The sequence below is a fragment of the Metabacillus halosaccharovorans genome (assembly GCF_002019635.1).
Classification (GTDB): Bacteria; Bacillota; Bacilli; order Bacillales; family Bacillaceae; genus Metabacillus; species Metabacillus halosaccharovorans.
The window spans coordinates 1,334,226-1,349,433 of the sequence record NZ_KV917371.1 but is presented as its reverse complement, the minus strand read 5'-3'; the positions used below and the strand labels follow the sequence as shown (position 1 = coordinate 1,349,433).

The window sequence follows — 15,208 nt, the reverse complement described above, 5'->3', positions numbered from 1 at the left end:
TGTGCTTATCCATACATTCGACTAATTTGATATTTAGAGTAAGCACCTGCTCTTAAATTGTTGACTTGTAATAGTTGCTTAATAACTAATGGTAAAAATTCATCATACTTTACTTCGAGCACAACAATATCAGGATCGGTGTCAATCATCGCCAAGTTCGGATTCAACACATCATTATTTCGAAAGCTTGTTCGAATGGAGCCGTCAAAGGTAACTCGAACATTTCCATATTCATAAATAAATACTTCTCTCTCATAATCAACGACTGTAAGTGGTTTTAGTTGAGAAAGGTTCATTTGATAATATAATTCCTGGATAAGTGGCCGTGAATCATGTTCCATCCAGGCTATATCTCCAAACCTTATTTGTTCATATTCATCAGAAGTTATACGACATTTTTGTTTGTATGTTAAGTTATTTCGTTTGCTCTTTTTTTCTAAATTCAGATATGAGGTGTTAAAATCGTATAATCTTACCCGAAATTTATCACGCTCATAATAGCCTTCTTTTTTCTGATTTAATACTTTATTTTCAAAGTTATCGAAGTAAACACTTCGAATAAAATACTTCCCGTCACTCTTTGCATGAGGGTCTACCTCCATATAGTGTTTTAGCTTATTTCTAAGCAGAAACACTTCTCTCTGTGTCATTTCATGCTTTAATTCTCTTCTACCCTTTGAGCCATTAAGGGTCATCGCCTTCATCCTTTTTTCTCTCCTTTTTTGTCTCAACTTCTGTGTTCACATTATTAGGGATGAACCTTAAACAAACCTTAAAAGATTAAAAAGAATTCAAAAAAAGAAGATTACGGTTTTGTAATCTCCTTTTTAGGTAGCCTAACTTTAAACGCAGTTCCTTTATGTTGATTTTGATTAACGGTAATCGTGCCATTATGTTTAGTCACGATCCAGTGTGCAATGGACAGCCCTAAACCGGTACCGCCTGTGTCACGGGAACGGGCACGATCTTCACGGTAAAAGCGATCAAAGATGTATTTCATGTTTTGTTTTTTAATGCCAATTCCGGTATCTGTCACTTCAAGAACGATTTTATTGTCTTCAACATAGGTTTTTACACCAATGCTATCTTGTTCTGCCGTGTATTTTAATGCATTATCAAGCAAAATAACTAGAAGCTGGTGAAGCCTTTGTTCGTCTGCTTCTATGTTTATTTTGCTATTCAGTTTTAACCAAAGATGCTTGTCCTGTGATTCCGCAATGTCAATATAAGGTGTACAAACATTGTTAACAAAGGAATCTACGTCGATCACTTGCTTAACAAGCTGTGTTTCAGCTGAATCAGCTCTTGCTAGAGTTAATAAGTCAGAAGTAAGTTTCGATAATCTTCTTGTTTCTGACAGACTCAGGGCAATATTCTCAAACTTGTTCATAATTTTTTCCTGAGGTTCTGTGAGTAATAACTCTAATTTATTTTGAATAATCGTCAAAGGTGTTCTCAATTCATGTGAGGCATTTTCAACAAACTCTGTTTGCTTGTTCCAAGATTGAATAATAGGCTTCATCATTCTTTTTGATAAAACGAAACTTGCAGAAATTGATAGAATAACAAAGACAGAGGAACAAAGAATAATGAGATTTCCAAAGTTATGGATGATTGTTTGCTCTGCATCTGTGTTAATGAAAAGTTGAACATATTCGACATCATCATTCTCATTTGTATCTTTGAAAACAATGTATCGGAAGTCATATAGGTCATTAAGTGTTATATTTGTAATCACATCTAAATTTTGAGTATCCAATTCATAGTCTTGTAAATAATTTTCATATAAAGATGTTCCAATTTGATCCTGGTTGATGATTTCTCCATTTTCATTCCAATTCACCATCATGATTCGAGGATTTGGAAAAAATCTTTTTCTTTCGTCAGGCGGAAGTTCCCGATCAAGCTTGTTTTCATGCTTTAGAGAATTCATTCCTAATGTTTGATTCTCCAGTATCATCGATTTAAACTCATTTATTTCCTCATCTGTTTTGGTAAAGAGGGTTGTTTGAACCTGTCCATAAATAATAAAGCCAAAGATTGTAAAAATAACAGTAAAGGCTATAAGATTCAATACCATAAATTTCAGCTGTTCTTTTCGGAAAATCTTCTGCTTAAACATTGCCTTCTCCGTTCTCGATTAACATATAGCCTAGTCCACGAAATGTTTTGATGTATTGATCATAACCGAATTTTTTTAAGGACTTCCGGACATTACTGCAATAAACCTCAACAACAGTTGTCGATGTATCAGATTCAAATCCCCATATTCGATCAAAAATTTGTTCCTTTGTGAGGATCGTATTTTTGTTGTTGATTAAATACTCCAGAAGATCAAACTGTTTTCCATTTAGTTTTACAGTTTCATCGCCAATATAAGCTGTTTTGTTTTTTAGGTTCATTTTTAACTCTTTGAAGGAAATGACATGTTCCTTTAAATCCCCACCAGCTCTTCTGACAATGGCCTCTAAACGTAAAAGTAATTCTTCCCGGTGAAAAGGTTTCACAAGGTAATCATCAGCACCTACCTTAAAGCCTTGAATTTTATCATCAATGCCGTCTTTTGCAGTCAACATAATAACAGGCGTTTTAATTTGGTTCTTTCTTAGTTCTTGAAGGACTTTATAGCCATTCATATTAGGAAGCATGATGTCTAATATGATGCAGTCAAAGATATTCTGTTCGGCTAAATAAAGTCCTTCTTCTCCATCAAAAGCCTGTTCTGCCTCAAACATTTCTTTTGTTGTTTCTTTAATTGTTGCCGAGAGATATTTGTCATCTTCTATGATTAATAATTTCATTTTTGATCACCTCTATTATATTAATTACTTTTTAAAATAGCCGTAGTAAAATTTATTGCTTTATAAGAAGTATAGGGAGTGGTTGATTTCCGCTACAGGAGGCTCCCTTTCCGTGGGGCGTGCGGTGAGCCTCCTCGACGCTTTGCGTCTGCGGGGTCTCACCTGCAGCGCTGCTCCCACAGGAGTCTCGCACCTTTCGCTCCAATCAACCAAAATAGTTTTTTATGCATAGGAATATGAACCTTAAAGAAAATCATTTTATAAAAACTAAGAATAGATTTGATTATAGATCCAAATTTAGTTGAAATGCAAAATTTTTTTGAAAAGGTATTTTTAAGGTTTTATTAAGGTTCGTACTTAATAATGTTACTCACAAGGGAACAACACGTATAGAGAGAGAAGGAGATGAAGGTATGAAAAAAAGATCAACTTATTATAAATTAGCTGCAACTTTATTAAGTACAACCTTGTTATTTGCATGTACAAATAATGACACGACAACTGTCACAAGTGAGACAGAAGCAGAAACAGCGGGTACCAGTACATTAGTGAATACAGATGTAAGTAAACTAGTCAGTGAGACTGTTTCCTATAAAGAGGATGATAGCTATACAGATTGGGAAAACGAGGATCCAACGTACATTGAATTAAATGGAACAGAGGCAACCTTTGATTCATCAGCTGCGGTTCTTTTTGATAATAATGTGCTAACAATAAAAACAGGTGGTACTTATGTGTTGAATGGGCAATTGGATAATGGACAAATTGTTGTAGACGCGGAAGACAAAAATACCGTAAAACTGATCTTAAATGGAGTGGACATTCAATCCTCAACAAGTTCAGCTATTTATGTGATGAATGCAGAAAAAGCAACAATTTCACTTGTGAAAGGTACAGAAAATACCGTCAGTGATGCAGAGCAGTATGTTTATGAAGATTCATCTGAAGATGAGCCGAATGCAGCGATTTTCAGTAAAGATGATCTTACAATCAATGGAACAGGAACGTTAATTGTTCAAGGAAATTACAATAATGGAATTGCAAGTAAAGATAAGTTGAAAATTACTGGTGGAACAATAAACGTTCATGCAGTTGATGATGGAATCATGGGAAGAGATCTTGTTGCAGTAAAAGAGGGAACAATACAGATTGAAGCAGGTGGAGATGGAATCAAGTCGACAAATGATAAAGATACGTCAAAAGGAACTATTGCACTTGAAGGTGGAACATTTGATATTACATCTGGAAACGATGCTATTCAATCCATTGCATCATTATGGATAACGGATGGTACGTATACAATTAAATCAGGAGAAGGAAGTCCTGAAACGATTAGTAATCATGAAGAAAGAATGCCAGGACAAGAGATAAGTACAGCTGCCACAACAACTGCAACAGAATCTGAAAGCTATAAAGGATTAAAAGCATCTGTTGATATTGCAATAGGTGGAGGAAACTTTACGATTGATTCTGAGGATGATGCAGTCCACAGTAATCAACATGTTACATTAGCAGGTGGTGAATTTACGATCTCTACCGGTGATGATGGAGTTCACGCTGATTCATCTGTTGCTACAACAGGTGGCAATATCGACATCACAAAAAGTTATGAAGGAATTGAAGGAAAAAACATTACGATAGAAGACGGTGAAATTCAGCTTATATCAAGTGATGATGGATTTAATGTTGCCGGAGGAAATGATGCTTCAGGTATGGATATGCCTGCAGCTGCTACTGAAGGTAGTGGGACATTACAAATAAATGGCGGTTATATATCTGTAAATGCGGAAGGTGATGGACTGGATTCCAATGGTTCAATTTCCATGACAGATGGAATTGTGATCGTCAATGGTCCAACACAAAATATGAACGGTTCGCTGGATTACGATAGTAGCTTTAACATAACAGGTGGTTTCATTGTAGCCGTAGGAAGCTCAGGTATGAGCCAATCACATTCTGAAGACTCTTCACAGACAGGTGTCTTAATGACTTATCCTGAAATACAGTCAGCTGGTACAATGATTCATCTTGAAGATAGTGATGGAAAAAATATAGTAAGCTTCACACCAGCTAAAGACTATCAATCGGTCTTTATTAGCTCACCTGAATTAACAAAAGATGCTTCATATACGCTTAATTCTGGAGGAACATCAACCGGAGAGGAAGCAGACGGCCTATACGCAGACGGAAATGCTGAAGGTGGAACAAAGGTAATAGACTTTACCATCTCTGAAACTGTCACATGGTTAAATGAGTCCGGTGTAACAGAAGCAGCTGCTAATGGCCCTGGAGGAGGTGGAGCACCTGGAAGTGGTGATCAAGCCAGACCTGATATGGGAAATCGAGATGATATGTTTTCTGATTTAGATGAGGAGACAAGACAAAAAATGCAGGAAATTATGGAGCAACAAAGAAATGGCACAATAACGCAGGAAGAAGCTCAAGAACAGCTGAAAGAGCTTGGTATAGAGATGCCCCAAAGAGGTACACCGCCAACAGAACAATAAACAAAGCAAAGAGTAGGGAGTTTAATCCCTACTCTTTTTTACGCATTTTTACTTTTCGTATGGATCAATCGTCTGAATGGTACCATCTTCGTTATAATGCAGCTCAGCATATTTCACACTTCGTTTATGGTTCACACCATCTGATAATGAAGAATCATGATAGAACAAATACCACTTATCCTCAAATTGAACAATGGAATGGTGTGTTGTCCAGCCGATTACAGGAGTAAGAATTTTTCCTTTATAGACGAAAGGACCTTGTGGGTTTTTACTCATGGCATACACAATATAATGAGTTGTACCTGTTGAGTAAGAGAGGTAGTAATAACCATTATATTTATGGACCCAAGCTCCTTCAAAAAATCGTCTATCTTCATCACCGGCTAAAATTGGATCTCCATTTTCATCAACAATTGAAATCTCTTGAGGTTTTCCTTCAAAGGAAAGCATATCTTCTGATAATTCAGCTACAATTGGCCCAAGTGCTGGCTCATCTGCAGCCGGTTCTTTGCCATTTGGATCAAATGTACCTGTTTTCCACTTTTCGAGCTGGCCACCCCAAAGACCGCCAAAATAAACATAAGCTTTGTTGTCGTCATCTACCAAAACAGCAGGATCTATACTAAAGCTGCCAGGTATGTAGTTTTCTTGTGGTGTGAAAGGACCTGCTGGATTTTCGCTTGTCGCTACACCAAGTCTGAAGATTTCATTTTGATCCCGTGCTGGGAAAAATAAATAATAGGTGTTGTTTTTATAAGCAGCGTCAGGTGCCCAAAGCTGTTTCTTTGCCCATGGAATATCCTTTAGATGAAGAACTTCACCATGATCAACACATGGAGAATCAAAATTGTCCATTGAAAGAACATGATAATCCTCCATTTTATACTGATCTCCATTATCATTCGATGGTTCGTCATGATCAAGGTCATGGGACGGATAAATATACAGTTTTCCCTCAAATACATGTGCTGATGGATCTGCTGTGAAAATATGTTCCACAATCGGTTTATTTGGCTTTGTTTTCGTTTCCATTCGATTACCCCTTATATAGAAAGATTAGTAAGCGCTTAACATATCTATTATATCAGTGTCTTTCTAGTAGGTGAGTAATAAATCTACTATTTTTTAAAAAATCAAAAAAGAGGACATTGTCCCCTTTATAATGTTTATAAAGCACTCTTAATGATATTTTTATCATACATAACAGATAGAACTGCAAAGATAGAATACAAGACTGTGTATAGCCCCATGACAATTAACATTGGTGTCCAAACCTCTGTTCCGAATAAGAACCAGCCTGATTGTACGGCAAAGTAGCTATGCAGAAGGCCAATGATTAGTGGAATACCGAAGTTATAAACCTGTTTTACCTGAATCCCTTTAAGTAGGTCAGTTTGAGTAAAGCCAAGCTTTCGTAAGATTGTATAATTTGGTTTTTCATCCTCACTTTCGTCCATCTGCTTGAAGTAAAGGATACATCCGGATGTGATGAGGAAGGTTAAACCTAAGAAGCCTACGATGAACATAACAAGACCCATTGAATTTTTCTGATTGTTGCTCATATTAAGCTGTGAATCATGAACTGAACTTTCGTTAAATCCTAAGTCTTTAAAGATATCATTTGCTGCTTGAATATCGTCTTCATTTATTAAACTAATTCCGATATATAGGTTCGATTCTTTTTGGATATCTTGAACAAGGTCTTTTTCTAAAAGTTGAAATGTAGATTCATCAACAATAGCAGTTGGTATTCCGCCACTAGTGAAGTACCAAGAAATAGGATAGTGTTTCTCTAAGCCTAAGTAATGTTGGTTGATAACCTCTTTGCCGCCGACAAATACAATCTCACCTGAGTCTTTCAAGCCCATAAATTTTTGGAGCAGGTCATTATATCCTGTGAAAATAGTTTCATCAGCTGAAACATCAATACCATCAATATGTTCATCACTAACAACAGGCATTTGCATTGAGTTTGGATCAGTATTTAATCCCTCAAGCTTCGTATTCATTATATTTTTCACATTTACATTAGCTTGAAGAACAGGAATGACTGTTTCTTGATACTCTATATTTTCCTCTGTTAATTTTTGTTTAAATTGCTCTGCATCTTCTTCAATTGTAAAGGAAAAGTCGTCAGGAACACTATTAATTGCTTGCTGATCAGCTGAGTAATATGAGATATAGCTTAGTGACAACAGTCCAATTGCAAGAGCAGAAACGGTTGTAATGATCGTTAAGAGCATGGCATTTGATTTCATACGAAACATAATAGAAGAAAGAGACAACACTTCATGGATATTAAGATATCCTTGTTTTTTCTTGCGTATCACATTGGCAAGAAAACGAACAGTGCCTTTGTAAAATAGGTAAGTTCCAATAATAACGGAACCAAGGATAAACACCATAGCTAAAAACAGTGCTGTCATTGATGTGAAATCTCCACCAAATAATTTCGATGAGACATAATAGCCCGAAATAATAAGGGTTAATCCAAGAACTCCAATTAAGATTTCCACTACAGAGATCTTTTTTACTTTCTCCTCTGATGATGACTTCACTCTAAACAGGGATAAAATGCTCTGTTTTCTTATAAAAAGAAAATTCATTGTCATAATGACAAGATAAATCGCACTAAAGACAATGACTGTTTGGATAAAGGCCTGTGTGGAAAAGCGAAGAGTTGCGACGCTTTCTACAGCAGTAACCTTAAATAAGATTAGCGTAATCAGTTTTGAAAAGGAAAATCCAACAAAGATCCCGACAATTAATGAACTAAAATATAGAATGATATTTTCAAAACTCAAAATACGAAAGATCTCTTGTTTGGTCATTCCGATTAATTGAAATAAACCAATTTCTTTACTCCGCCTTTTGATAAAGATGGTGTTTGCATACAAGAGAAAAACACCGACAATGGCAACAAGTAGAATCGAAGCCGATTTAATAGCGGCTCCACCTTTAATAGATCCTTTTGCAGCATCCATAGCAGGATCATACTGTAAAGTAACAAATGCAAAGTATAGAGCAACCGTGAAGATTAAGGCAAATGCATAGAGAGAGTAATTTTTAATATTTTTCTTTAAGTTCCGAACAATTAATTGATTAGTGCTCATATTGTACACCGCCTAGAACACCTTGGGTTTTTATAATGTCTTTAAAAAACTCCTGTCTTTCCTGGACACCTTTATGCAATTGTGTGTAAATTTGACCGTCTTTAATAAAGATAACTCTGTGACAAAAGCTTGCTGCAGTTGGATCATGTGTAACCATTACGATCGTTGCTTTACGTTTTTGATTTAACTCACTTAGCTTTTGCAATAAATCTGAAGCAGATTTTGAATCAAGTGCACCCGTAGGCTCATCAGCAAAAATAATACTAGGATTGTGAACAAATGCCCTTGCAGCAGATGTACGTTGTTTTTGTCCGCCGGAGATTTCATTTGGATATTTGTTATGCAGTTCATGAATTCCAAGTTGTGTAGCTAAAGCTTCAAACTTTTCATTTGCTTCTTTTCGTGGAGTTTTTGTAATTGATAAAGGCAATAGTATATTTTCCTTCACTGTTAAAGTGTCGAGCAGGTTATATTCCTGAAAGATAAATCCAAGATGATGCTTCCGAAATTCAGCCAATTGCTTCTCTTTCAATTTTGTCATTTCTTTTCCTTGTATGAAAATTGTGCCATCACTCACACGGTCAATTGATGAAAGAACATTAAGTAAGGTTGTTTTTCCAGATCCTGAAGCACCCATGATGCTGACAAATTCCCCTTCTTCAATACTAATATCTATTCCCTTTAACACTTCCTGTTTATTGAACTTATTTCCAAAGCTTTTATGAATTTTCGTAGCTTCTAATACTTTCATTGTAAAAACTCCTTATCTGAAAAATGATACTTTCATTATAAAAAGGGAGAGAAACCATTTCCTTCGATTAAGCTAACAAAATAAAAAAGCATGTGACAATGTTGTCACATGCCCATCACATCTATAAATTCATTTCTCTTTGAAAAGATCAATGTAAAGGTTGTCCCAACATATAATGTTGACTCTACCTCTATATGAATATGCAAGGTTTGGGCCACCTTTTTAGCTAAATATAAGCCCATTCCAGTAGAGGATTGATCAGAATGATTGGTAGTAGAAGTAAAGCCTTTGTCAAATATACGTGAAATATCTTTTGGGTCAATGCCTCGGCCGGAGTCAGATATTTGTAGGATGACTTGATTGTTTTTAGTTAGACTTTTTACGGTAATATCTGAGTCTTCACTATACTTAACAGCATTTGTTAAAAGCTGTCTTATTATAAAGGCAAGCCACTTTGCATCTGTTAACACTTCAGTTGTATTTAATTTAAGATCAAAACCTATCCTTTTTTGTATACACCAGGTTTGTAAAGTCTTGATTTCATCAAAAAGTAACTGCTCTAAATTTGTTTTTTCTATATGTAAGTCATTTTCGATAAAACTTATTCTTTTTTGGTGAAGCTGCTGATCCAGTAATAAATGAATTCTTAGCCACTCATACGTTACATCTGACTTGAGTTTTGGATCTTCAATCCTGTCAAAAATTAAGTGCATAGCTGTTAACGGTGTTTTGACTTCATGAATCCATGACAGGAGCTCATCTTTTTCCTGCTCAAGAATTATTTTGTTTTGAGAAGCTAATTGTTTTAATCTTTCTGTTTGTTCGGTACTGCTTGTAGTAATGATTTCCTCAAAAGGTGTTTCAGGATTGGGTAAATCTGTTGAATCAAAGTTATTTTCCCTTTCTTTTAACAATTTATAAAATTTCGTTTCCTTGTTGTATCGGAAAATGAGAAAAATCATAAAAAGTAATGTAATAATAAAGACAATATAAAGGATGGGTTTAAGTGTTAGTACAGGATCAAGATAAGCAACAAACAGGATGAGAAGCTGCGTGGCAAAGATGAACAGGATCCAACTAATTCTCTCGATTAAAAACTCTTTAATCATAGATGTCCTCTTCAATCGCACGATAGCCTTGTCCTACCTTTGTTTCTATATTCTGTCCTAATCCAATCTCATCCAACCGTTTTCGAAGTCGATTGACATTGACGGTTAATGTATTATCACTTACAAATCGTTTATCATCCCATAAACTGTTAATGATGTTTTCCCGGCTGACGATATTGTTTTTATGTTGAATAAGAAGCTTTAAAATAAACATCTCATTTTTGGTTAATTCAATTGTTCCGGCATCATTGAATATTGTGTTTTTTTCGAAATCAATAGTAGCATTACACCATGTTTTCACATTCGTTTGTTCTGTACTATAGTCATACACGCGACGTAAAATAGCCTGTATTTTTGCAATGAGAACATCGAAGTGAAAGGGCTTTTGAACAAAATCATCTGCCCCAAGCTGCATGGACATAACCATATCAGTCGGATGATCTCGTGACGATAAAAAGATAATAGGAACCTTTGAAACACTTCGAATCAATCGACACCAATGAAATCCATCAAACTTGGGCAATTGAATATCAATGATGACAAGATCAGGCTTATGATCAGTGAACTCCTGCATAACCTTATTAAAATCATGAATTCCTTCCACATCATATGACCATCCGGCCAACCGCTCTTTGACCTCGTGAAATAAAGACCGATCATCCTCAATTAACAATATTTTAAACACTACTTTCACCACACTGACATATATTTATCTAATAGGTAAAGTTTATAGTAAAAAATTCCTTTTTTCTATTATTATTGCTTTTAGTGAGGGGGTTAATAACAAAGTAGTGTGCATTTTTAGCGTGGAAATGTCTTTCATAGAGGTGATGAGAGACAAAGAGGAATGCATTTAATGAAGGAACATCTTTCTTTCATAAAGAGGTGATGAAAGTACTTCAAATACAATAAAAGATAAAAAATAAGAGGGGCACAATATAGCACCCTCCACAAGCAAACTTAAATCTCAATATCTACCCCAATACTATCAAGTCTGCCAGATTCACGAATAAACGCTGCAACTGCTTGATGATCTTCGTTTACAGTATATGCGTCCAATGCAGCTTGATCCTCAAAACGAACCATAAGAATGACTTGATACTCCTTGCTTTTTTCAGCCAGGTTTAATCCTGCTTGAATTTCTACAATCCCGGTTAATATTTCTTCTAATGCTTTAAAGCGTTTGATAACTTCCTGAAGCTGTTCTTGAGTTGTTTCTTCACTGAATTTTAATAGAACTGTACGTTGAATCATGCTATTCTCTCCATTCTAGTAAAAGTATCGTTGTTCATTTTACAGATTAACAAATGATATAGCAATCATGAGAAATCTAGTAAATCATCATTATATTAAATAGAACTAGGTTATCTACCGTTCCTATTAAAATATCCCTTCATATATTGCTACTAAACGATATGGAGGTGCTTTAATGTTTGGTTACTCAATGATTCAACTGGTTCGTACTCATGCAGACAAGATGGACCAGCCATTAAGAGAGCAGATTTTAAATCTATTTAAGCCATTAAAATATACACCGTTTGTTTTTCACAATAGCATTGAAGATATTATTAGAAGGGGGAAGAAGTTACCGGTTATTGTTGAATTTGAAAAGGATCTATATGATAAGGGCTGTGAGGAATTGAAAGGAACAATCCAAAATTGCCCTAATAGTAAGGTTAGACAGGATTTTCCGAGGATATCTTGTAGTAGTGTTGATCTTACCCCTAATACGTTAGAGGAATTACTTACAACTTGTCATAGTATTAAAAGAATCCATTCCAATAGTGAAGTACGTGCTTTGCTTGATGTAGCAGTGCAATCTGCAAATGCCAAAAATGTTGTGAGAAATAATACAGTATTAACCGGAAAAGGAGTTAAAATTGCCATTATTGACACAGGAATTTATCCGCATGAAGATCTAAAAGGGAGAATTACCGATTTTGTTGATTTTGTTAATGGCCGTACAGATCCGTATGATGACAATGGTCATGGAACGCACTGTGCAGGTGCTGTAGCAGGAAATGGATCAGCTTCATCGCGAAAATATAGAGGCCCGGCTCCTGAAGCTGATTTAGTTGGTGTAAAAGTATTAAATAGTATAGGATCAGGTTCTCTTGAATCAATTATGCAAGGGGTGGAATGGTGTATCCAATACAATGAGCAAAATCCTACAGACAAAATTGATATCCTTAGCATGTCTCTAGGTGCGACAGCTCAGCCGTACAGTAATGAAAACAGAGATCCTATGGTTCAAATGGTTGAAGCTGCATGGCGGGCGGGTATTGTTGTATGTGCTGCAGCAGGAAATGAAGGACCGGAAAGTCAAACAATTTCTAGTCCCGGAATTAGTGATCAAGTCATTACAGTTGGAGCATTAGATGACCGAAACACCCCTAGCACAAAAAGTGATGATGTGATTGCCGGCTTTTCAAGTCGAGGTCCAACTATTTACGGAGTCGTTAAGCCGGATATTGTTGCTCCAGGTGTTAATATTGTCTCCGTAAGATCACCTAATTCATATTTGGATAAATTTCAAAGGGCAAACCGGGTTGGGCAAGCATACTTTACGTTATCAGGAACATCTATGGCTACTCCAATTTGTGCTGGTGTCGTTGCCTTAATGAAACAGCAAAATCCGTCCTTACAACCACCGGAAATTAAAAAGTTATTAAAAAATGGCGCAGATTTCTGGAAGGGAAGAGATCAGAATATATATGGAGTAGGATATATTAATGCGGAAAAATCCATTCCTAAAAGATAAGTTATTTCCTAAGAAATGAAAATAGGCAGTCAACCATTTGAAAGTAGACTGCCCTGTCTATTATTTTTTAAGTAATAAATACACAAAGTAGGGAGCACCTATCAGTGCCACCATAATCCCCGCAGGTAGCCCATCCGGTTCAATTAAATTACGTCCTACTGTATCAGCAAATAATAAGAGAAAACCGCCAACTAATACTGCAATAGGAATAAATAATTGATTTCTTGGACCTACCAGGGCTCTTGCGATATGAGGTGCCATTAGCCCAATAAAGGAAATTCCGCCTGTTACAGATACAGCAGAGGCTGCAAGTGCAACAGCTGTTAATAATAAAACAATACGTTCTTTTTCAATAGAAAGACCAACACCGACTGCCACCGGTTCACTGAGACTAAGAATGTTCAGACGGTTGGCCTTGTAAAGTGTAAAAGGGATAAGGATAATTAACCAAGGAAGAAGGGCGAGAATAAACGGCCAGTCTGTACCCCATATATTTCCTGCCAGCCATTTGGCAATAAAGTCAACTTTTACGCGATCTGCAGATGAGATGAGAACAATCATTAGGCCTGATAGAGCAAGTGAAAAACCTACCCCGATTAAGACCAGTCTAATTGGTTGCAATCCCACCTTTCGGTCATAAGAAAAAACATATATTAAGATGGCTGTCACGAGAGCACCAAGAAAGGCAACGATCGGCAGCATATAGATAAATGAGCCTGAATCAATTGGAAAAAATAAGTAAAACAACGCAATAGCTGCCCCAGCACCGGAGTTTATTCCGATAATACCAGGCTCAGCTAATTCATTCCTCGTAATACCTTGCAGGATTGCTCCTGATAATGCAAGTGCCATTCCTGCCAGTAGCGTAATAATAATGCGGGGCATTCGTATAGAAAATAAAACGAATTCATCCTTAAATGTTCCCTGGCCAAGGAGAGTAGGAATAATTCGGTTATATGAGACAGAAGAAGTCCCAAGTCCCAGGCCAATAATAATTGTTAGGAAAATAAGTACGATAAAAATAGCAATAAAAAGCCGCTGTTTTTTGACTAATGATGTTTGAATCATGAGAATGCTCTGCCTCCTTTCTTGACAATAAGTAAGAAGAAGGGGATGCCCATGACGGCAACAATTGCGACCACTGGTGTTTCAAATGGAGCGTTCATCGTCCGACCAAGGGTATCAGCTAAAAGCATAAAGGCTGCACCAATAATTGCTGACATCGGAATAATAAAACGATAATCAGTTCCAACAATAGCCCTTGCTATGTGTGGAATCATAAGACCGATAAAAGCCATATTTCCAACAAGTGCGACTGAAGCACCTGTAAGTAAGATAATCATAATGAAAAGAACGACTTTAATTTGAAAGGTCTTTTGTCCAAGTCCAACTGCAACTTCTTCACTTAAACTAAGAATCGTTAACTGTTTTGAGAAAAACAATGTAATAATGATTCCCATGATAATAACAGGTACAATGATTTGTAACTGAGACCAGGTTGTACCAACCAAACCTCCTGCTGTCCACATAGAAACATCCTTGGACGTTTTCGAATAAAGACCAATTCCTTCTGCAATTGCATAGAGAAACGCTGAAATAGCAGAGCCGGCTAATACAATACGAATAGGGGAAAAGCCGCCTTTTTTCATTGAGCCTATGCCAAATACTAATAAAGCCCCAATTCCAGCACCAATAAAACAGGAAACCATTACCCAAAAGTAATTAGCTGAGGGTAAAAATGAAACCATGATTGCGAGCGCAGCATTAGCACCTGCCGTTAATCCGAGTAACCCGGGATCTGCAAGTGGATTTCTTGTCATTCCTTGCATGATAGCACCGGAAGTAGCAAGTGCTGCACCAACAAAAATAGCAGCAACCTCACGAGGTAATCGAATCTCCCGAATGATGGTAATTTGCTCATTTGATATATTCGACATAACCGAAAGCCACACGTCTTTAACAGAAATATCAGCAGCTCCAAATACTAAAGAAATGATAAACAAACAGATAAATACAAGGATTGCAGCAACATATTTTAATATAAATGGAATGAATAGTCGGGTGTTCTTTTTCATGTATCTCATCTTTTCTTTGGAAATTTTCGCAAGTGTAACGTTTACATAATGTTCTAAAGTCCTATTAATACTTTAACAAAAAATAGAGAGG

Annotated in this window: 13 protein-coding genes; 2 read left to right on the top strand and 11 right to left on the bottom strand. The window is 36.3% G+C overall.

Going from position 1 to position 15,208, the window contains the following annotated elements:
* Positions 1-5: 5 nt before the first annotated feature.
* From BK577_RS06185 to BK577_RS06175, 3 genes are all read right to left on the bottom strand, one after another.
* Complete coding sequence (locus BK577_RS06185; RefSeq protein WP_078432130.1) at positions 6-704, bottom strand: polyphosphate polymerase domain-containing protein; 699 nt, start codon at positions 702-704, stop codon at positions 6-8.
* A 101-nt stretch (positions 705-805) separates the two neighbouring features.
* Positions 806-2,122, bottom strand: coding sequence for a sensor histidine kinase (locus BK577_RS06180; RefSeq protein WP_078432129.1), 1,317 nt, complete (start codon positions 2,120-2,122; stop codon positions 806-808).
* Positions 2,115-2,801, bottom strand: a complete 687-nt coding sequence (locus tag BK577_RS06175) for a response regulator transcription factor (protein ID WP_078432128.1) — start codon at positions 2,799-2,801, stop codon at positions 2,115-2,117. Before BK577_RS06175 ends, BK577_RS06180 begins: the two co-directional genes overlap by 8 nt.
* Positions 2,802-3,214: 413 nt before the next feature.
* Here BK577_RS06175 and BK577_RS06170 point away from each other — a divergent pair, with 413 nt between their 5' ends.
* Positions 3,215-5,308 (top strand): carbohydrate-binding domain-containing protein, encoded by a 2,094-nt coding sequence (locus BK577_RS06170; protein WP_078432127.1) that lies wholly within the window; start codon positions 3,215-3,217, stop codon positions 5,306-5,308.
* A gap of 48 nt (positions 5,309-5,356) precedes the next feature.
* Here the strand turns inward: BK577_RS06170 and BK577_RS06165 are convergent, their stop codons facing one another.
* The 6 genes from BK577_RS06165 to BK577_RS06140 all read right to left on the bottom strand — a co-directional run bounded on the left by BK577_RS06165 (position 5,357) and on the right by BK577_RS06140 (position 11,535).
* Positions 5,357-6,340, bottom strand: a complete 984-nt coding sequence (locus tag BK577_RS06165) for a glycoside hydrolase family 43 protein (protein WP_078432126.1) — start codon at positions 6,338-6,340, stop codon at positions 5,357-5,359.
* Positions 6,341-6,474: 134 nt separating this feature from the next.
* Positions 6,475-8,421 carry an FtsX-like permease family protein gene (locus tag BK577_RS06160; protein ID WP_078432125.1) on the bottom strand — a complete coding sequence of 649 codons (1,947 nt, stop codon included), beginning with the start codon at positions 8,419-8,421 and terminating at the stop codon, positions 6,475-6,477.
* Entirely contained in the window at positions 8,411-9,172 is a 762-nt protein-coding gene (locus BK577_RS06155; RefSeq protein ID WP_078432124.1) for an ABC transporter ATP-binding protein, read from the bottom strand. Before BK577_RS06155 ends, BK577_RS06160 begins: the two co-directional genes overlap by 11 nt.
* Before the next feature lie 104 nt (positions 9,173-9,276).
* Positions 9,277-10,281 (bottom strand): sensor histidine kinase, encoded by a 1,005-nt coding sequence (locus BK577_RS06150; RefSeq protein WP_078432123.1) that lies wholly within the window; start codon positions 10,279-10,281, stop codon positions 9,277-9,279.
* Positions 10,274-10,966 carry a response regulator transcription factor gene (locus BK577_RS06145; RefSeq protein ID WP_078432122.1) on the bottom strand — a complete coding sequence of 231 codons (693 nt, stop codon included), beginning with the start codon at positions 10,964-10,966 and terminating at the stop codon, positions 10,274-10,276. The genes BK577_RS06150 and BK577_RS06145 overlap by 8 nt, the downstream gene beginning before the upstream one ends.
* Before the next feature lie 275 nt (positions 10,967-11,241).
* Positions 11,242-11,535, bottom strand: coding sequence for a Dabb family protein (locus tag BK577_RS06140; RefSeq protein WP_078432121.1), 294 nt, complete (start codon positions 11,533-11,535; stop codon positions 11,242-11,244).
* A 175-nt stretch (positions 11,536-11,710) separates the two neighbouring features.
* Between BK577_RS06140 and BK577_RS06135 the strand changes: the two genes are divergently transcribed.
* On the top strand, positions 11,711-13,042 hold the full coding sequence (locus BK577_RS06135; protein ID WP_078432120.1) for a S8 family peptidase: 1,332 nt from the start codon (positions 11,711-11,713) through the stop codon (positions 13,040-13,042).
* Between the two features lie 60 nt (positions 13,043-13,102).
* Here BK577_RS06135 and BK577_RS06130 read toward each other — a convergent pair whose 3' ends face one another.
* Together BK577_RS06130 and BK577_RS06125 are read right to left on the bottom strand one after the other, a co-directional pair.
* Positions 13,103-14,110 (bottom strand): FecCD family ABC transporter permease, encoded by a 1,008-nt coding sequence (locus BK577_RS06130; protein WP_078432119.1) that lies wholly within the window; start codon positions 14,108-14,110, stop codon positions 13,103-13,105.
* Positions 14,107-15,117, bottom strand: a complete 1,011-nt coding sequence (locus BK577_RS06125) for a FecCD family ABC transporter permease (RefSeq protein ID WP_078432118.1) — start codon at positions 15,115-15,117, stop codon at positions 14,107-14,109. Before BK577_RS06125 ends, BK577_RS06130 begins: the two co-directional genes overlap by 4 nt.
* Positions 15,118-15,208: the final 91 nt, after the last annotated feature.